This is a genomic window from Streptomyces luteogriseus (genome assembly GCF_014205055.1).
Taxonomy (GTDB): Bacteria; Actinomycetota; Actinomycetes; order Streptomycetales; family Streptomycetaceae; genus Streptomyces; species Streptomyces luteogriseus.
This window is the reverse complement of sequence record NZ_JACHMS010000001.1, coordinates 2,907,680-2,926,255: the sequence shown is the minus strand read 5'-3', so window position 1 is coordinate 2,926,255 and position 18,576 is coordinate 2,907,680. Positions and strand designations below refer to the sequence as shown.

Below are 18,576 nucleotides of genomic sequence, written 5' to 3'. Positions count from 1 at the left end.
GGCGCCCTCGGTCCCGGCAGCCCCGTCCCGGCAACCGGGCTGCCGCGCCCGAGCCGCGTCAACCGAACGGCTGATCAGGGGACTTCAGCACCGCCTCCATCACCGCTCGGGCGATCGGCGCCGCGTCACCGCCCCCGCTGATGTCCCCGCGGTCCGTTTCCGCGTCCTCCACGACGACCGCGACCGCCACCCGCGGCGCCAGATCGCGGTCGCCCTGCGCCCAGGAGACGAACCAGGCGTACGGCGTACCGGAGTTGCCGAGGCCGTGCTGGGCGGTGCCGGTCTTGCCGCCGACCTTGGCCCCGCGGATGGCGGCGTTGCGGCCGGTGCCGTTCTCGACCACGTCCCGCATCATCGCCCGCAGCCGGGCGGCCGTGGACGGGTACATCGCCTGCCGGGTCGCCCGCGAGCCGGCCGTCGCCAGGGTGCTGCCGCCCGGCCGGGTCGTGCGCTCCACCAGGTAGGGGTCCCGCACCTGACCGCCGTTGGCCACCGCCGCCGCGACCATCGCCATCTGCAGCGGTGTGGCGCGGGTGTTGTACTGGCCGATCGACGACAGCGCCAGCTGCGCCTGGTCGAGGGTGGTGTCGAAGGTGGACCGGGCCACCGGAAAGGGGATCCTCAGCGCCCCGTTGTTGAAGCCGAAGGCGTGCGCGGTGGCCGTCATGTCCGTCACGCCCGCCTCCGCACCGAGCTTGGCGAACACCGTGTTGCAGGAGAGGGTGAAGGCCTCGCGGACGGAGGCGTTCGCGCAGCCCTTCGACGCGTTCGTCAGGCGTGTGCGCGTCCCGGGCAGCCGGTAGGGGTCGGGGGTGTCGGTCGGCGCTTCGAGGTCGGTGACCACACCGGCGTCCAGCGCGGCGGCCGCGGTGACGACCTTGAAGGTCGAGCCCGGTGGATAGGTCTGCCGCACCGCCCGGTTGAGCATCGGGCGGTCCTTGTCCGCGGTGAGCCGCGACCAGGCCCGGGCCGCCGCCGAGCCGTTGCCGGACAGCGGCTGGGGGTCGTAGGAGGGGGCGGACACCAGGGCCAGGATCCGGCCGGTCGACGGCTCCAGCGCCGCCACCGCGCCCTTGTGGCCCGCGAGCCCCTCGTACGCGGCCTCCTGGGCGGCGGGGTGGAGCGTCGTGACGACGTCTCCGCCGGCGTTGCGTGCCCGCGTGAAGTCGTTCCACAGCGGGAACGGCGCGAGCATCGGATCCGCGCCGGACAGCACGCCGTCCTCAGCGCTCTCCAGGAGCGTCGTCCCGTACAGCTGGGAGGCGAATCCGGTGACCGGGGCGTACATCGGGCCGTCGGTGTACGTCCGTTCGTAGCGGAGGTGCTCGCGGGTGTCCCGGGAGCCCGTGACGGGCCGCCCGCCGACCAGGATGTCCCCGCGGGGCTGCTCGTAGCGGGTGATGTCGGGGCGCCGGTTGCCGGGGTTGCGGTCGTACGACGGGGCCTGGACGACCTGGACGCGGGCGGCGTTCACCAGCAGGGCCACCAGCAGCAGGGCGCAGAAGTACCCGGCGTGCCGGATGTGCCGGGTCACCGGGCGTCCTGCCCGTCGTAACTCCGCCGGGCCGAGTCGCTGACCCGCACCAGCAGCGCCACGATCGCCCAGTTGGTGACCACCGACGAGCCGCCCTGCGCGAGGAACGGCATCGCCATGCCGGTCAGCGGGATCAGCCCGGTCACCCCGCCCGCGATCACGAACACCTGGAGCGCCACCAGCGAGGCCAGGCCGACCGCGAGCAGTCGGCCGAAGGGCTCGCGCTGTGCGAGGCCCGCGCGAAAACCGCGCTCCACCAGCAGGCCGTAGAGGAGGAAGACGGCGGCGATGCCGGCCAGGCCGAGTTCCTCGCCCGCGGTGGCCAGGATGAAGTCCGACTTCACGGCGAAGCCGATGAGGAAGGAGTGGCCGAGCCCGAGGCCCGTGCCGAGCATGCCGCCCTCCGCGAAGGCGAACAGCGACTGGGCGAGCTGGTTCGCGCCCTCACCCGCCTCGATGGAGGCGAACGGGTGCAGCCAGGTCTCGATCCGGCTGTGCACGTGCGGCTCCAGCCGCCCGACGGCGACCGCCCCCAGCGCGGCCAGCAGCAGACCGACCGCGATCCAGCCGGTGCGGCCGGTGGCGACGTAGAGGAGGACCACGAACAGGCCGAAGAACAGCAGCGACGTGCCGAGGTCGCGCTCCAGGACCAGCACGCCGACGCTCACCAGCCAGACGGCGAGGATCGGGCCGAGCACGCGGCCGGTGGGAAGCTGGAGCTTCCAGACGCGGCGGCCGGTGTAGGCGAGGGCGCTGCGGTTCGCCGCCAGGTACGCGGCGAAGAACACCGCCAGCAGCACCTTCGCGAACTCGCCCGGCTGGATGGAGAACCCGGCGATCCGGATCCAGATGCGGGCCCCGTTCACCGCCGGGAACAGGATCGGCAACGTGAGCAGGATCAGCGCCGCGACCACGCAGACGTACGTGTAGCGCTGGAGCACCCGGTGGTCGCGCAGCAGCAGGACGACCAGGATGAACAGCGCCACGCCCAGCGTCGACCACACCAGCTGGGCCGGTGCCGCCCGGTCGCCCGGGGTCTCCAGGTCGAGCCGGTAGATCAGCACCAGGCCGAGCCCGTTGAGCAGCACCCCGATCGGGAGGAGCAGGGGGTCGGCGTACGGGGCCCGCAGGCGTACCGCCAGATGGGCCAGCAGCGCCAGGACGCCGAGGCCGGCGCCGTAGCCCGCGGCGCCGGGCGGAAGCGCTCCGTGCCGGGCGAGTCCGACCGCGCAGTAGCCGTACACCGACAGCAGGACGGCCAGCACGATGAGGGCGAGTTCGATGCCCCGGCGCCGGGGGAGGCGGCGGACGGCGGGCGCGGGCGGGTCCGCCGTCGCCACGGTGATTCCGGCCTTGCTCATGTCCGGAACCTACCCAAACAGTGTCTCTTGTGTGCCTTTGGGTGACCGGGTGTCAGCACCAGCGTGGCGCGGGGCCGATGTTGTCGATGTACCGGGCCGCGCCCCAGGCCCAGGTGCCGTCCGTCAGCAGGTACCAGAGCGGATTGCCCTGCACGGTCTCGCCGCCCGTCTTGCAGAAGATCTTGACGACGTCGCCCCGGTGGGCGTACCGGATGATCTGCGAACCGCGGTTCGGGGCGCTGCGCAGCGCCAGGGTGTCCGCCGTGACGACGCCCTTGTAGAGGCTCTGGGTGTTGTGTTCGTTGCCGCCGTTGCCGCCGTTGCCGCCGTTGCCGCCGTTGCCGCCGTTGCCGCCGTTGCCGCCGTTGCCGCCGTTGCCGCCGGTCCAGCCGCTCCAGCCGTTCGGGTCGTTCTGGCCGTTGCCGTTGCCGTTGCCGTTGCCGTTTCCGCCGTTCGGGCCCTGCTGGCTGGTGCCGTTCCCGCCGCTCGCGTCCCAGTCGTCGTGCGCGGCGGCGGCGGGCGTGACGGTGGCCGCAGCGGCGAGGAGCCCGGCGACGGTGGCTATGGAGAGACGGGTGCGCAGGGACATGGGGTTACCTCCATGTGGGGGCGAAGGAGCCGAAGCTGACTAATCGCCACATTAGGAGCGCTCATCGGGTGCCGCTCCCCACGCTGGGCCATAGGAGGACGAGACCCGGGCGCTCACTCCGCCGCGAGTTCCAGCGTGGCCACCGCCCCGCCGTCCGGCGCGTTCGCGAACTCCAGCCGTGCCCCCAGCACCTCGGCCTGCCCCCGCGCGATGGTCAGCCCCAGCCCGTGACCCCGCGCACCGCCCTCCGTGCGGAACCGCTGCGGGCCGTGCGCGACGAGGTACTCCGGGAACCCGTCCCCGTGGTCGCGAACGGTCACCACCGGGCCGTCCACGGTCACCACCACCGGCCCCCGTCCGTGCTTGTGCGCGTTCGCCACGAGATTGCCCAGCACCCGCTCCAGCCGCCGCCGGTCCGTCTCCACGGACACATCCCGTACGACCCTGACCTCCGTGTCGCTCCCCGCCGCACGGACCGCCCGCTCGGCCAGCGGCCCGAGTCGCTCGGTGTCCAGCTCCACCCGCTCCCGGCCGGTGTCCAGCCGGGAGATCTCCAGCAGGTCCTCGGTGAGGGTGCGCAGCGCGGCCACCCGGTCCCGGACCATTTCCGTCGGACGGCCCGGCGGAAGCAGTTCGGCCGCCGCGTGCAGTCCGGTCAGCGGCGTGCGCAGCTCATGGGCTACATCCGCCGTGAACCGCTGCTCGGCGAGCAGCTTGCGCTGGAGCGAGGCCGCCATGGAGTCGAGAGCCGCGGCGACCGCGGCCACCTCGTCCGGCGGGCCGGCGTTGGTGCGCGGCCCGGTGCGGGGGTCGTTCACGCGGGCGTCCAGGTCGCCCGCGCTGATGCGCCGGGCCACCCGCGCCGTGGTGTGCAGGCGCCGCGTCACCCGCGTCACCGCGAACGCGCCGACCAGAAGTGTCGCCCCGATCGCCAGGCCCGACGACCACAGGATCGCCCGGTCGAGGCCCTCGATCGTGCGGGCCTGCTGGGAGTAGTCGACGGCCACCGCCAGCGCCCGCTCGCCGTCGACCGGACCCGCCGCCCACATCGTGGGGCGTCCCGCGCGGTCGGCGACCATCGTGCCGCGGTCCCCGGCCACCGCCAGGTTCCGCAGCTCCCGCGGCAGCTCCGGCGGATCCACCGCTGCGCCCCGCCACAGGGTGTCCCCGGCCTCGTACCGCTCCGTCGCCTGCGTCAGCCGCTGCAACGCCTGGTCGCGGGCCTGGCCGACGGTCTGGTTCGTCACCTGCACATGCACCAGGACACCGAGCAGGGCCGCCAGCGCGCAGCACATCACCGTGATGAAGACGGCGGCCTTCACGGCGAGCGTCCCGGACCACGGGGGGAGTGCGAGCCTCATCCGCCGCTCGCCGAGGGGGAGACGGACGGGGAGGCGGACGAGGAAGGGGCGGGGGAGCCGGTCGGGGATCCGGTCGGGGATCCGGACGGGGGTCCGGACGAGGATCCGGTGGGGGAGGAGCCCGATGGGTGCCGGGAGTGCTTGTGCGGGCCGGTGCGCAGCATCTCGTCATGGGTGAGGAGCATGGCGCGCTGGTCCCGGTCCCAGGTCCACTGCAGGCGGTACTCGTAACCCGCGACCTCCGACGGCGAGCGGATCACCAGGGAACGCCCGGCCAGCTCGACCCCGCTCAGGGCGTCCTCCCACCCCATCACCTGCACCAGCCGGTGCTTCTCGACGGTGTAGACGCGGACCGCGGTCGTCTTGCCGGGCAGCAGCGGGAAGCCCAGCGTCAGGTCGTCGTGCCCGTCGCCGGTCAGATCCCGGTAGTACGGCCTGAGCACCGGGCACTTCCCGCGCCCCGGGCCCTTCGCGCAGTCGGCCATCTCGCGCTTCGTGTCGCGGTAGGGAGCCTTGGCGCCGTCGTAGTCGCCCGGGTTGCCGTCGATCTCGGCCCGGACGATGGAGACCGGGTCCACCCGGCGGATGTCGTCGCCGGGGACCTTCACCCCCTTGACCACCTCGGTGTTCACCTCGCCGATCTCGAAGGCCGGGCTGGACGCCGGCGTCAGCTCCGGCCAGAGCCGCGCCGGACCCTCCGCCGTCGGCGTCGACCCCGCCCCCTCCAGCCCGCCGGCGTCCCCGCAGCCCACGGTGGCGGCCAGCAGGAGGGCGACGACGGCGAGGCGACGGGCGGCTTGTCCGGGGCGGCTGAGGGGCACTGCACTCCTGGCGTTTCATGGTGATCACACGGCGGGCACACGGCGGACGCGACCGTCGGTGGCGTGCACCTGTCGGCCGCGTACACCTTATTCGTAGGGAAGTCCCATTTGCGCGAGAGGGCGGCCGTATGTGTGCTGCCGCCGGTGAGCAGCCCTCCGCGTGCCGTGCTACTCGGTCAGTTCCTCCAGCAGCCGTGCCGTGACCAGCCCGGCCCGCAGATACTCGACGAACAGGTCGTTGTGCAGCGCCCAGGGCGAGCGGCGGGCCCGGATCAGCCGGATCGCCTTCTCGGCCGAGTGGCCCTGGCGCATCAACGCGTGCGCGACGACGAGACCGGAGCGGTTGTACCCGTGGTAACAGCGCACGAGGACCCTGCGACCCTCGTCCAACGCCTCGCACGCGGCCTCGGCCAGCCGGATCACACCGGCGAGCTGTGTCCCGTCCAGCGGCCCGTCCGGGATCGGCCACACATGGTGCCGGACACCGGGGTCGGGCCCGTGCCCCGGCAGCCGCAGCAGCGTCTGCACGAGATCGAACTCGTTCCGTACGACGGCGAACTCCAGGTGCCCCAAGGCCCCCGTGTACTCGTGACCGCCCATCCAGAGCCCGGGGACGACCTCGCTCCACGGACTCTCCGGAGCGGGTACGTCGGGTTTACTGCGGGTACGCAACGGCGCCTCCCCACGACTACCGCCCGAGGGTCCGCGGGCAGGCCCAACTCCTCTCAAAGGTAACCGGGTTCTTGCCCCCGCAGCACCCCGCCTGTTCCCATGGACAGGGGTGATGGTGCATGAACGGACTGCGCGTCATACCGACCTGGCGGCACGGCCGGGAGCGGCTCCACGTCTGCCTCCCGGACGGCAGGAACATCGCCTGGTACGACCGGGAGACCGGCCGGGTGAACCTGCTCGGCCAGGACCGCGAGGACGACGTCCTGCGGGCCCTCGGGCCCTTCATCACCGGCCCCGTGACCGTGGGGCCGCCCCCCGTCCCGACCCCTGCCGAACTGTCCCGTCTCGCCCTCCACCCCGACGACGACCTGGCCCCCAACCGACCCGGCGAGGCCCTCATCGTCGCCCTCGACCGCGACCCCGGCCCCACACACCGGCTGCGCCCCGACCCGCGCCGCAGGGCCCTGGCGGCCGAGCAGACGGTCGGCGACGCCCTGGACCGCCTCGACGGCGGGGGCTGGCACACCCTGCACTCCGTGCCGCTCCCCGGCGGTGACCGCATCCACCACCTGCTGATCGGCCCCGGCGGCCTCTACGCCGTCCACACCCTCCACGCCCGCAGGCAGCGCGTCCGGATCACCGACCCCGTGATCACCCTGGGCCGCCGCGACCCGTACCCCCTCCTCCGCCGCGTCCGCTCCGACGCCGACCGCGCCTCCTACGCCCTGACCGCGGAGGTCCGCCCGGTTCTCGCCCTGGTCGACCCGGCGGCGGTGTCGATCCCCACGGCCCCCAGGGAGGTCCACGTCCTGACGGCCACGGAGGTGGAGGGCCTGTCCCAGCGGGGCGGCGTCCTGAAACCGGCGGACGTGGAGGCTCTGCACGCGATGGCCCGCGACCGGAACACGTGGGCGCGGGTGTGAGGGGCGCGGGTGTGCGGGGCGCGGCCGGGGACGGCTGGGCGGGGCACGGCACCTGACTGCCGGGGAGGGCTGGGCGAGGCACGGCACCTGACAGCCGGGGTCGGCCGGGCGGGATACGGCACGCGCCTACTGCGACGCCCGTCGCGAACCCGCCGGCTGTCGGGCCACGGCAGCGGTCGGGCTACGGCAGCGAGCCGGCCGCCTCCGTGTCCAGCAGCGGAGCGAGCAGGTCGCCGTAGTCCTGGATCCTCGGGGCGATGTCGACAGCCTGGAAGTCCAGCCGGCCGGGTGCGCGGCACTCCTCGATCTCGTCCCAGGTCACCGGGGCCGAGACGGTCGGTTCCGGGCGGGCCCGCAGGGTGTAGGGGGTCGCCGTCGTCTTGCGTGCGGCGTTCTGGCTCCAGTCGACGAAGACCTTCCCCGGGCGCAGGCTCCTGGTCATCCGGTGGAGCGCGAGCCGCGGCATGGCCTTCTCCGCCTCGACGGCGAGTGCCTTGGCGTACTCGGACACCCGCTCGGAGGACGCTCCGCGCACGGCGGCGAGCAGATGCAGCCCCTTCGAGCCGGAGGTCTTGGCGTAGGTCTCGAGGCCGTCGCGCGCGAGCCGTTCCCGTAGCCACAGCGCGACCTCGCAGCACTGCACGATGGTCGCCGGTGCCCCCGGATCGAGGTCGAACACGATCCGGTCGGCCTCGTCCGGAGTGTCCACGAGCCACTGGTGGGTGTGGAACTCGGTCACGAGATTCGCCGACCACATCAGGCTCGGCAGGTCCTGCACCAGCACCATCCGGGAGGGTCCCTCGACCCGTGGCACCTCGGCGGTGGTGACCCACTCGGGTGTACCCGGAGGCACGTTCTTCGTGAAGAACACCTGCCCGTCCGGCCCGTCCGGATAGCGCAGGAAGGACACCGCCCGATCACGCAGATGGGGCAACAGGACCTCGGCGACGGTCGCGTAGTAGTGCAGCACCTCGCCCTTGGTGAAGCCGGTGGCGGGATACAGCACCTTCTCCAGATTGCTGAGTGCGAGCCGTCGCCCCTCCACCACAGTGATAGGCGCCATACGATAAGAATCCCACGCAAACCATGACGAACGCCCCCGAGCGTGACCGGAAGGGTGCTGCACGTGAGATCCATATGGAACGGCGCCATCTCGTTCGGCCTGGTCAGCATTCCGATCAAGCTGGTCAACGCCACCGAGAGCCACTCGATCTCCTTCCGCCAGATCCACACCGAGGACGGCGGCCGCATCCGTTACCGCAAGTTCTGCGAACTGGAGGACCGCGAGGTCACCCAGGGTGAGATCGGCAAGGGCTACGAGGACGCGGACGGCACGATCATCCCGATCACCGAGGAGGACCTGTCCAGCCTGCCGCTCCCGACGGCCAAGACGATCGAGATCGTCGCCTTCGTCCCGGCCGACCGGATCGACCCGCTCCAGATGGATGCCGCGTACTACCTCCAGGCGAGCGGAGCCCCGGCGGCGAAGCCGTACACCCTGCTGCGCGAGGCGCTGAAGCGCAGCAACAAGGTGGCGATCGCCAAGTTCGCCCTGCGCGGCAGGGAACGCCTGGGCATGCTCAGGGTCGTCGGCGAGGCCATCGCCATGCACGGCCTGCTGTGGCCGGACGAGGTCCGCGCCCCCGAGGGCCTGGCCCCCGACACCGACGTGACCGTCCGCGACCAGGAACTGGACTTGGCGGACGCGCTGATGGACACCCTGGGCGAGGTCGACCTGGAGGATCTGCACGACGAGTACCGCGAGGCCGTGGAGGAGGTCATCGCCGCGAAGGCCGCCGGCGAGGCCCCGCCCCAATCCCCGGAACCGGCCACGGGCGGCAAGGTCCTGGACCTGATGGCGGCCCTGGAGAGCAGCGTCCGCGCGGCCCGTGAGTCACGGGGCGAGGAGGCCGAGCACGCCGAGGTCAAGTCGCTCCCGCAGCGCAAGACGGCCCGGGCGGCCCCCAAGCAGACCGGCGGTAAGAAGTCGACCTCCACAGCGAAGAAGACAGCGGCGAAGAAGACCACGGCGGCGAAGAAGTCGACGGCCAAGTCGGGCCAGGGACAGGGGACGACGAAGAAGACGGCGTCGAAGAGCGCCGCGAAGAAGACACCGGCGAAGAAGTCGACGTCCCGCAAGCGCTCGGCCTGACACGGAGGGGGCGCTGCCTGGCAGGGGGCTCCGCCGGACACGGTGGGGGCTCTGCCGGACACGGTGGGGACTGCCTGGCGCGGAGGGGACTCTGCCTGGCACGGGGCGGCTCTGCCGGACACGGAGGGGACTGCCTGGCGCGGAGGGGACTCTGCCTGGCACAGGGCGGCTCCGCCGGACACGGAGGGGGGAGGCCCGGCCTTGACGCGAACCGGCCGGGCCTCCCCAGGAGAAGGACGAAGGGCACCACACCGCACGCTGCCCGCCGCCGCCTCAGGGCCGAGACCTGCTGAGGCGAATGCCTCGGTTCAGGCCACCCGCCTGCTCTCCTGCTGCTCGGACTCGTCCTCCTCCTCGTCCGGCAGATGGACGTCGCCGACGGCGATGTTGACCTCCACGACCTCCAGGCCGGTCATCCGCTCCACCGCGTTGACGACGTTGGTCCGGATGTCCGCGGCGGTGTCGGCGATGGCGGCGCCGTACTCGACGACAACGTCGAGATCGACAGCGGCCTGACGTTCACCGACCTCCACCTTCACCCCCTGGGTGACCCCGCCGCCCCCGCCCGGCACCCGCTGACGCACAGCCCCGAAGGCCCTGGTCATTCCTCCGCCGAGGGTGTATACCTCCGGGATCTCCCGGGCCGCCATGCCCGCGATCTTCGCGACGACCGTGTCCGCGATGGCGGTGCTCCCCCGGGTGCCTGGAGCACCCTTGCCGCCCTGCGATGGCGCCCCGTCCTGCCTGCCCGCTGTGTTACTGCGCTGAGTGGTCTCCGTCATGACCGTCACCTCGATGATCGGTGAGGGGGTGAGCAGCGTCGTTCCCCTCCACGGTAGAACAATGGTGCGTATGGGGCGAAAGTGGCATTTTCTTCCCTGTCGCGCTTCACCCATCCCGGGTGAGGCCCACCGCGTCTTGCCGTGGGCACGCTGAGAACGACACGGCCCTGGAGGGCGGCCACCCGACCGGACGGGATGGGAACGAGGAGGCCGGCATGACCACCACGCACCCGGGAAGCGCCCGCACGTCCCTACGGGAATGGGTCACGGGCGTCACCGTCTTCGCGGCCATCATGCTCATGATCGGCGGCATTCTCGACGTCATGCGCGGCATCGCGGAGATCGCGGACGACGGCATCTTCGTCTCGACACGGAACTACGTCTTCGAGTTCAACCTCACCGCCTGGGGCTGGATCCACCTTGCCCTGGGCGTACTCGCCTTCGTCGTCAGCTTCGGCCTGTTCATGGCATCGACCTGGGCCCGCGTCCTCGGCGTGGGCATCGCGGCCCTCGTCGTCATCTCCAACTTCCTTTCCCTGCCCTACTATCCGGTCTGGTCGATCATCATGATCGCCATCTCGGGCTTCATCGTCTGGGCGCTGTGCGTGATGCGGAAGGACGACGCGTTCGTCCCGTTCGAGAGCCCACGGGACACCTGAAGCGAGATGCGCCGCTGTGCGTCCTCGGCTACGTGTGCCGATAGGGCCGCCACGCAGGTCGCTCTGTCTCCAGCTCGATCCCATGCGCACTGATGAAATCCTTGACCGCGGCCTCCATCGCCCTGGTGAAGACCATGTCGAACAGCCGGGCGATGAAGGCGCCGAGATACAGGATCGTGGAGAACAGGCAGCCCAGGAGCGTCGCCAAGGCCAGCCAGGACCCGTCTCCGCCTTCTCGCCTGGCTGACCACTCGAGGAGGGCGAATATGGTCACTGCCGCGAGCACAGCCACCCCCAGGGAGAGCAGCGCCCGGGTGATGCGCACTTTGTACGCGATCCTGGCCAACACGAAAGGCCGCCGGAAGAACTGATTGAGCCGGTTGAACTCCTCATCGAGAGTGGGGTGGTTACGCGTGTCGTACTCCGCATCCCACCACCCCTCCGCGATCTCCTGCCAGGCGTCACGGAATTCCAGGTCATACAGAAACCTGCCGAACGGGCGATTCCTGAGAACCTGATCCGGAATCGTGTACCCGAGATTGATGGCCCGGTCGGAGAACCGAACCACCCGGGCCACTCCCGTATCAAAAACGTGCCCCAGCTTCACACGGCGCCCGACATTGTCCGTCGTGATCGCATAGAACTCGACGAGTGACGCGAGCAGCAACGCCGCGGTGATGCTGGTGGCAATGGCAGCGTAGTCCTGACTCATCTGGTACCGAGCCGCCGCGGAGATGAATGACGGTCCCAAGCGTGGCCTCCCCCGAACCCAAGTGGGAGGCGAAGCCTAGCGGGACGCCGACTCCAGGACACGACGAAGAGGGAGAGAGCCGGTGAAACTGGCTCCCGCCCTGGTCGGCTACGAGACGTCGCAAGTGACTCGGCAAGTGCCCCGGATCAGCTGACCACACTCCCTCCCGGCCGACGTCCGGGATATCCGGCTGCTAGCGTCCGGCACCATGTGGGCTCAAGAAATCGTGGCCGGCCGACCGGCTTGGCGGCACACCCCTTCCGGAGTGGTCTTCCGGGCCGTCCCCGGTGGGACGTTCCTGATGGGCCTGTCCGACGCGGAACTGGACGCGGTTCGTGCCATAGAGCGGTCCGACGGCGCCGATGACGACCTCGGATCGTTCTTCGCCGGTGCTGTCCAGGCCCGGCCCGTACGAGAAGTGCGGGTCGAGCCGTTCTTGATCGCCCGACATCCGCTCACGGTGGCGCAAGCACGGCACTGGCTGCCCGACTACGAGGACAGCTTCGCCGAATCGGATTCACGCACGGCCCGCTTCGAGGACGACTTGGACGACCTGCTGGGGGCGTTGCCCTTCCGGCTGCCCAGTGAGGCGGAGTGGGAGTACGCGGCCCGGGCAGGCACGACCACTCTGACCTTCCGAGGGGACGGGATGCCGGACGAGGACCAGGTGCTCGACGACTTTGCCGACGAGGAGCGCACCGCCGCGGCTGAGAACGCCTTCGGGCTGGCGGCGATGGGGTCGGCGAACGAGATCTGCTCCGATGTGTGGATCCCGCATTTCACGGACGCCCCGGTGGACGCCCGTCCCCGCACCGGCGACGGACCGCGGGTGGTGCGGGGAGGTGGCGGCGACCTCTCTCCGTGGCAGGGCTGCGACGAGTGGCTGCTGTTGCTCTCTGCCACCCGCTGCGAGCGCCAGGACTTCACAGCGGTCCGCCCGGTAGCACCCGTGCCGACCGGTTAGGGGCAACAGCTGGATGTCAGAAGGGGAGAGGCCAGGGGGATCGTGCCGCTGAGCTGAGCCTTCGATTCCCGGTCAGACGGCCAAGAACTCGACCGGACACCCGCGTTGACCGTGGCTACCCCCGCATCCGGCACGACAGTGGCACGAACCTCCGGTCTGGACGAGAGCGTGCACGCCGAGCGTGAGAAGACGCGAGAGAACAGCGAGCCTTGGCTTCCAGCTCCACCTGCGCACGGGAAAGGAGCCGGCTCATACGGAGGAAGATCCGGGTCGCTGATCCGGCGGGTACGGCCTCCGCGCCATGGTGACCAGGCCAACGCCCACCATCGGGAGGCCGTATCCGTATTCGGGTGCGACCCATAGGGAGATCAACGCTCCGGAGCACGTCATGACCGCACCCGCTCCCCACCACCTCGGCCGGGGCAGTCCGCTCAGGCCGAATACCGCCCCAGGGACACGCCCGCTGACCCATGCTGACAGGCCCGAGATCAGTAGAACGGCCACCAGAACGGTCGTAATGATCTTGACGGCAAACATGGACCCTCCCCTTGAACCGTGGGTCCCCACAGTTTGCGGCCTGCTGGTGCAACTGTGGTGCGCCGCTGCCGGCAGGGGCCGGACAACGAACCAACACCAGCCCGGTGACCTGGGGTTTCATCATGGATCGGGTGGCAGGAGTCGAGCTCGCGCTCTCAACTTGGCAAGCTCGGGTCCCATGCGCTCGACAGGCTTGCTGACCTGCTGCGGAGCGGCACTGTGACGCGTGAACGCGGCTGTTGAGCGACGGCTGTTTCCCGTGCATCCCCGCACCATTTGGCACGGCTCCGGCACGCAGCTCACCGCGGCCCTGGCGGCTTGGGGACATCCTTGTCCATCAGCCTGTTGATGAACTCGATCGCGAACCGGTGCGATTCGGGTGACACGTCGGTGGGCTCGCCGGCGTACCAGCGGAAGGTGTCCGGGTTCCGCTCGGCCTCGTCCAACCAGTGGGCCAAGCGGTGAAGCTCCCCTTCGCTGAGCTTGATGGCGGCCTGATGAACCCACGTCTCATCCGGCCCGGCGTAGGTCTCCAAAGCCATGACAGCCAGCTGCACCACATCCGGCGCGAAGACGGACCGGCAGAGGTCGCGAGCGTCAGGAGAGACCGGCATACGCTGAGAATGCGGTGTCCAACATGGAACGGCAACAGCGAGGAATCACCGGTTTTCGCACCTGGTGCGCATCTGACCCGAGGCGATGTTCCTTGAGCGTCCGTGCGTGGCCGTCCGCGGCGTCAATCAGTTGGACACGCATCACTGACGGCTGCGGGCGCCGCTGACTCAGTTCCGCCTCTCCTGACCAGCGGCGGTGAGCCGGCAGACCCGGACGCCCCGGCCGGCACGGATCCCTGTGGCGGAGGTAGCTCGGCGCGCCGGCGACTCGCCAGAGGTCATTCATTGCCGCTACGCGGGCGTCATCGACGACAGAGAGGAGGAGAAAACCTAGAAGATCGTGAAGACTATGGGTTGGGATATCGCCTCTAAGTGATGGTCCGTCAAGAGCGCTACAGTCACCCCTCATGCGAAGATCTGGAAGGCGCGTAGCGCCCTTCATCCTCATGACACTGCTGGCCAGTTGCGCCACAAAGACCACCACGACAAAGGCTGGTGGGGTGACGACCACGGTGGTCCAGGACAGTCAGTGGGTCACGGCACTGATATCTGCTGGTGCAGTCCTGTTCAGCTCCGCGCTCGCCGCGTGGACCGCTCACCACTTCACAGGTCGAACGGAGAAGGCACGGCAGGACCACGCTGAGAGGCAAGAAGAGTCCAAGCGTCGCCACGACTCAAAGCTTGCCGAGGAGCAGCGGGTGAGGGAGCAGGTGATCGCTACAGCGACAGCCATATCGAAGATGCTCCACGACTTCCGCGAGAAAGCCGGGGCAGCGGCCGAGGCGCTCAACGTCGATGCAGCCGAGCTCTACGACGAGTGCGCGGCGCTGGTGCGCAAGCACCATGACGAGGCGTTGCCCGTGATCGAGGTCATGCCGGACTTCGACCTGCGGCAGAGGGCCAACAACGTCTTCCACATCCACGGGCTCTGGGCTGCTCAGACGTGCGAGGCCCTCGTCAACGGCCTTGCGCTGCCCGACGCCGACGGACTGGACGACAGCCGAGAGCGGTTCTATCGCCACGCTCGGACGATCATCAAAGACGCTGCGGCTTGATCCATACGCTCCTCACACGCGAACCGTGAGAGACAGCGAGAAAGGGCGGGAGTCAGTGAGACTGACACCCGCCCTCTTCTGTCGGCATCCACCCTGGTCAGACCATGATTCTGGGTCTCTGACCGGCGAGTGCCCCCGGCAGGATTCGAACCTGCGCACACGGCTCCGGAGGCCGTTGCTCTATCCCCTGAGCTACGGGGGCGTGTTCGTCGCGTTGCTCGCGGCGACGGGTAGAACACTACCAGCTCCCTCGGGGTGGTCATGAACGGGTTTCCGCTGCCGGGGGCGGGGATGTGAGTCGCTTGTGCGGGGTGGAAGTGGGGAAAACCCGGACGCGATGGCCGGGTTCGACCTACTCTCGAGTGGTGCCAGGCGTGTCTGGTCGGGTGCTTGTTGTGGACGACAACAAGGTCATCCGGCAGTTGATCAGGGTCAACCTCGAGCTGGAGGGGCTGGAGGTCGTGACCGCGGCCGATGGTGCCGAGTGTCTTGATGTCGTTCATCAGGTGCGGCCCGATGTAGTGACCCTCGACGTCGTCATGCCCCGGCTGGACGGGCTCAGGACCGCCGCCCGGCTGCGGGCCGATCCCCGTACCCGTGACATGCCCCTCGCCATCGTAAGCGCCTGCAGTCATCCCGAGATCGAGGCCGGGCTCGAAGTCGGCGTCGACGCCTTTCTCTCCAAGCCCTTCGAGCCGGCCGAACTGGTGCGGATCGTAAGCCAGTTGGTCGAGCGAGCCCGGGCCCGGGGCGGGGGCCGGGAGCACGGCGACAGCCCCGACGCCGGAGGCGACGGCGTCCCGGTGAAGGAAGTGGATCAGCCGGCCGTGCCGTAGCGGGACGGCCCGAGCCCCGCCTCTTGCGGCAGGCCGTCACCATCGCCCCTGGCGGCAGACCATCGCCACCGGTCCCTGCGGCAGGCCGTCACCACCGCGCCTGGCGGCAGACCATCATCACCGGTCCCTGCGGCAGGCCGTCACCAGCGCCCCTGCCGCGCTGTCGCACCAGCGGCAGCTGGCCATCACGAGGTGCCGCGACCACATCCCCGACCGGCCTTCATGAGGCGCAGCGTCAAGATCCCCGACCGGCAGCCCATGAGGGGCGTCGCGTCCACATCCCCGACCGGCAGCCCTCACCAGGCCCCGCGACCGCATCCCCGACCCGCCCCCCACAGGCCCCGCGACCGCATCCCCGACCCGCCCCCCACAGGCCCCGCGACCACATCCCCGACCCGCCCCCAAAAAACACCCGTCCACATCCCGGACCGTACCGAAACCGGCTCGCATACCCACCCCCTTCCTCCCATACGCTTGTCCCGTGACCCCCGCCGAGCTCTCCCGCACCGTGCTGCACGCCGTGCGTCGCGCTGTCGACGAGGGTGAGCTCAGCGTGACCGTGCCGGAGCGGGCCGTGGTCGCGCCGCCGGGGCCGGGCGGGTGTGGTGACTTCGCCACGAACGTCGCCCTCCAGCTGGCCCGCGCGGCGGGGCGGCCGCCGCGTGACGTGGCCGAGATCCTGCGGGCGCGGCTCCTCGACGAGCAGCGGTTCGCCGATGTCGTGGTCACCGGGCCCGGATTCCTCAACGTCAGCCTGCACAGCACCGCCTCCGGTGACCTGGTCGACGAGATCCTGCGGCGCGGGCGGCGCTACGGGCACACGACGAACGGGTTCAGTAGGAGCGCCCTCAAGATCTACTGCCGGGCAGAGGTGCGTGCCGTCGTGGTCACGGACGTCGTCGCCCGTCTGGCGCGGAGCCAGGGGGACATCGTCCGTGTCTCGTGCACCGGCCGGCCCGCCCCGGAGTGGAAGTCCGTCCTCGGGGCGGACATCGTCACCCCGGGGCCACGCGTTCTTCCCGACCGGTCCGTCACCGTCCGCCCCGTCCCCGCCCCCGCCGACCCCCTTCCCCTCGGCCGGGACGCCGCCCGCTGGGCGCTGCTGCACCCCGCCGCCCACGACCGGCCCCGGATCCCTGGCGACCACCTCGTCCAGCGGGAGAACAACCCCCTCTTCCGCGTCCGGTACGCCCACGCCCGCACCCGGGCCCTCCTGCGCAACGCCTCCGACCTCGGCTTTCACCCCGAGCCCGGTCCCGTGAGCGAAGCGGAAGAGCTGCTCGCCGCACTCGGCGATCACCCCCGCGTCCTCGCCGCCACCGCCACGCACCACACCCCCGACCGCCTGGCCCGGCACCTCGTCACCGTCGCCGATGCCGTGATGCCCCTGCTCCCCGCCGTGCTGCCCCGCGGTGCGGAGAAACCCTCGGCCGCCCACCGTGCCCGGCTCGCGCTCGCCGAAGCCGCCGGGACGGTGCTGGCCGGCGGCCTGTCCCTGCTCGGCATCGACGCTCCCGACCATCTCTGAGAGACACGAACAGATCATGAGCCGTTCCGCACATCCCGCCGGGCCCCGTCACGCCGATGTCCTCCCCGAGGGTCACTACTCCGGCCCGCCCGCCGACCTCAACGCGCTGGACCCCAAGGTGTGGGCCCAGACCGTCACGCGTGACGAGGGCGGAGTCGTGACCGTCGGCGGCATCCCCGTCACCCGGCTCGCCGAGGAGTACGGCACCCCGGCCTACGTCTTGGACGAGGCCGACTTCCGGGCCCGTGCGCGGGCCTGGCGCACGGCCTTCGGGGCCGAAGCCGACGTCTTCTACGCCGGCAAGGCCTTCCTCTCCCGTGCCGTGGTGCGCTGGCTCGACGAGGAGGGGCTGAACGTCGACGTCTGCTCGGGCGGCGAGCTGGCCACCGCCCTCTCCGCCGGCATGCCCGCCGACCGCATCGCCTTCCACGGCAACAACAAGTCCGTCGACGAGATCACCCGGGCCGTCGAGGCCGGGGTCGGGCACATCGTCCTCGACTCCTTCCAGGAGATCGTCCGCGTCGCCCACATCGCGCAGAGCCTCGGCACGAGGCAGAAGGTCCTCATCCGGATCACCGTCGGCGTGGAGGCCCACACCCACGAGTTCATCGCCACGGCCCACGAGGACCAGAAGTTCGGCATCCCGCTGGCCGGCGGTCAGGCCGCCGAGGCCGTACGCCGGGCGTTGCAGCTCGACGGGCTCGAGCTGGTCGGCATCCACAGCCACATCGGGTCGCAGATCTTCGACATGTCGGGGTTCGAGGTCGCCGCCCACCGGGTGGTCGGGCTGCTGAAGGACATCCGCGACGAGCACGGCGTCGAGCTGCCCGAGATCGACCTCGGCGGCGGGCTCGGCATCGCGTACACCAGCGACGACGACCCCTGCGAGCCGCACGAGATCGCCAAGGCGCTCACCGAGATCGTCACGCGGGAGTGCGAGGCCGCCAAGCTGCGGACTCCTCGTATCTCGGTCGAGCCGGGGCGGGCCATCGTCGGGCCGACCGCCTTCACGCTCTACGAGGTCGGCACCATCAAGCCCCTCGACGGGCTGCGCACCTACGTGTCCGTCGACGGCGGCATGTCGGACAACATCCGCACCGCGCTGTACGACGCGGAGTACAGCGTCGCGCTGGTCTCGCGCACCTCGGACGCCGAGCCGATGCTCGCCCGCGTCGTCGGCAAGCACTGCGAGAGCGGGGACATCGTGGTCAAGGACGCGTTCCTGCCGTCCGACCTGGCACCGGGTGACCTCGTCGCCGTACCGGCCACCGGCGCGTACTGCCGCTCCATGGCCAGCAACTACAACCACGTGCTCCGCCCGCCGGTCGTCGCCGTCGACGGCGGTGAGGCGCGGGTGATCGTCCGCCGGGAGACGGAGGAGGACCTGCTGCGTCTCGACGTCGGCTGAACGACAAAAGGCCGAAAGCCGAAGCAAGC

At 70.6% G+C, this 18,576-nt stretch carries 18 protein-coding genes and 1 tRNA gene; 8 read left to right on the top strand and 11 right to left on the bottom strand.

All coding sequences use genetic code 11. From position 1 onward, the window contains the following. Positions 1-58: 58 nt before the first annotated feature. The 6 genes from BJ965_RS12405 to BJ965_RS12380 form a co-directional block, all read right to left on the bottom strand. The gene (locus BJ965_RS12405; RefSeq protein ID WP_184908700.1) at positions 59-1,534 is read right to left on the bottom strand and encodes a penicillin-binding transpeptidase domain-containing protein; all 1,476 of its coding nucleotides are present in this window, start codon (positions 1,532-1,534) and stop codon (positions 59-61) included. Next, a complete protein-coding gene (locus BJ965_RS12400; protein ID WP_184908699.1) occupies positions 1,531-2,895 on the bottom strand; it encodes an FtsW/RodA/SpoVE family cell cycle protein in 1,365 nt (454 codons plus the stop codon). Before BJ965_RS12400 ends, BJ965_RS12405 begins: the two co-directional genes overlap by 4 nt. A 52-nt stretch (positions 2,896-2,947) precedes the next feature. Next, complete coding sequence (locus BJ965_RS12395) at positions 2,948-3,484, bottom strand: SH3 domain-containing protein (protein WP_184908698.1); 537 nt, start codon at positions 3,482-3,484, stop codon at positions 2,948-2,950. A 113-nt stretch (positions 3,485-3,597) separates the two neighbouring features. After that, entirely contained in the window at positions 3,598-4,845 is a 1,248-nt protein-coding gene (locus BJ965_RS12390) for a sensor histidine kinase (protein WP_184908697.1), read from the bottom strand. Then, positions 4,842-5,666, bottom strand: coding sequence for a hypothetical protein (locus tag BJ965_RS12385; RefSeq protein ID WP_184908696.1), 825 nt, complete (start codon positions 5,664-5,666; stop codon positions 4,842-4,844). The genes BJ965_RS12390 and BJ965_RS12385 overlap by 4 nt, the downstream gene beginning before the upstream one ends. A 168-nt stretch (positions 5,667-5,834) precedes the next feature. Continuing rightward, positions 5,835-6,338: a protein-tyrosine phosphatase family protein gene (locus BJ965_RS12380; RefSeq protein ID WP_184908695.1), complete on the bottom strand. Its 504-nt coding sequence runs from the start codon at positions 6,336-6,338 to the stop codon at positions 5,835-5,837. Between the two features lie 119 nt (positions 6,339-6,457). Here BJ965_RS12380 and BJ965_RS12375 point away from each other — a divergent pair, with 119 nt between their 5' ends. Next, positions 6,458-7,261, top strand: a complete 804-nt coding sequence (locus BJ965_RS12375) for a nuclease-related domain-containing protein (RefSeq protein ID WP_184908694.1) — start codon at positions 6,458-6,460, stop codon at positions 7,259-7,261. Positions 7,262-7,442: 181 nt separating this feature from the next. On the opposite strand, the gene ligD is transcribed toward BJ965_RS12375, so the two are convergent. After that, on the bottom strand, positions 7,443-8,324 hold the full coding sequence (gene ligD, locus BJ965_RS12370) for a non-homologous end-joining DNA ligase (protein WP_184908693.1): 882 nt from the start codon (positions 8,322-8,324) through the stop codon (positions 7,443-7,445). A 63-nt stretch (positions 8,325-8,387) separates the two neighbouring features. On the opposite strand from ligD, the gene ku reads away from it, so the two are divergent. Next, on the top strand, positions 8,388-9,413 hold the full coding sequence (gene ku / locus BJ965_RS12365; protein ID WP_449343237.1) for a non-homologous end joining protein Ku: 1,026 nt from the start codon (positions 8,388-8,390) through the stop codon (positions 9,411-9,413). Positions 9,414-9,721: 308 nt separating this feature from the next. Here the strand turns inward: ku and BJ965_RS12360 are convergent, their stop codons facing one another. Further along, positions 9,722-10,195 carry an Asp23/Gls24 family envelope stress response protein gene (locus tag BJ965_RS12360; RefSeq protein ID WP_184908692.1) on the bottom strand — a complete coding sequence of 158 codons (474 nt, stop codon included), beginning with the start codon at positions 10,193-10,195 and terminating at the stop codon, positions 9,722-9,724. Between the two features lie 215 nt (positions 10,196-10,410). Between BJ965_RS12360 and BJ965_RS12355 the strand changes: the two genes are divergently transcribed. Beyond that, positions 10,411-10,854 (top strand): DUF7144 family membrane protein, encoded by a 444-nt coding sequence (locus tag BJ965_RS12355; RefSeq protein WP_184908691.1) that lies wholly within the window; start codon positions 10,411-10,413, stop codon positions 10,852-10,854. Positions 10,855-10,882: 28 nt separating this feature from the next. Here the strand turns inward: BJ965_RS12355 and BJ965_RS12350 are convergent, their stop codons facing one another. Continuing rightward, complete coding sequence (locus BJ965_RS12350; RefSeq protein ID WP_184908690.1) at positions 10,883-11,566, bottom strand: hypothetical protein; 684 nt, start codon at positions 11,564-11,566, stop codon at positions 10,883-10,885. A 247-nt stretch (positions 11,567-11,813) separates the two neighbouring features. Here BJ965_RS12350 and BJ965_RS12345 point away from each other — a divergent pair, with 247 nt between their 5' ends. Further along, complete coding sequence (locus tag BJ965_RS12345; RefSeq protein WP_184908689.1) at positions 11,814-12,569, top strand: formylglycine-generating enzyme family protein; 756 nt, start codon at positions 11,814-11,816, stop codon at positions 12,567-12,569. 836 nt (positions 12,570-13,405) lie between these two features. On the opposite strand, the gene BJ965_RS12340 is transcribed toward BJ965_RS12345, so the two are convergent. Next, entirely contained in the window at positions 13,406-13,720 is a 315-nt protein-coding gene (locus BJ965_RS12340; protein WP_184918063.1) for a hypothetical protein, read from the bottom strand. A gap of 446 nt (positions 13,721-14,166) precedes the next feature. Here BJ965_RS12340 and BJ965_RS12335 point away from each other — a divergent pair, with 446 nt between their 5' ends. Then, the gene (locus BJ965_RS12335) at positions 14,167-14,775 is read left to right on the top strand and encodes a hypothetical protein (protein ID WP_184908688.1); all 609 of its coding nucleotides are present in this window, start codon (positions 14,167-14,169) and stop codon (positions 14,773-14,775) included. Positions 14,776-14,905: 130 nt separating this feature from the next. Here the strand turns inward: BJ965_RS12335 and BJ965_RS12330 are convergent. Beyond that, positions 14,906-14,977: transfer RNA gene (locus BJ965_RS12330), tRNA-Arg, on the bottom strand. A gap of 115 nt (positions 14,978-15,092) precedes the next feature. Between BJ965_RS12330 and BJ965_RS12325 the strand changes: the two genes are divergently transcribed. From BJ965_RS12325 to lysA, 3 genes are all read left to right on the top strand, one after another. Further along, positions 15,093-15,611 (top strand): response regulator, encoded by a 519-nt coding sequence (locus tag BJ965_RS12325; RefSeq protein ID WP_184917090.1) that lies wholly within the window; start codon positions 15,093-15,095, stop codon positions 15,609-15,611. Positions 15,612-16,092: 481 nt separating this feature from the next. Continuing rightward, on the top strand, positions 16,093-17,139 hold the full coding sequence (gene nrtL, locus BJ965_RS12320) for an ArgS-related anticodon-binding protein NrtL (RefSeq protein ID WP_184908687.1): 1,047 nt from the start codon (positions 16,093-16,095) through the stop codon (positions 17,137-17,139). 16 nt (positions 17,140-17,155) lie between these two features. Beyond that, a complete protein-coding gene (lysA, locus tag BJ965_RS12315) occupies positions 17,156-18,547 on the top strand; it encodes a diaminopimelate decarboxylase (RefSeq protein WP_184908686.1) in 1,392 nt (463 codons plus the stop codon). Positions 18,548-18,576 lie beyond the last annotated feature (29 nt).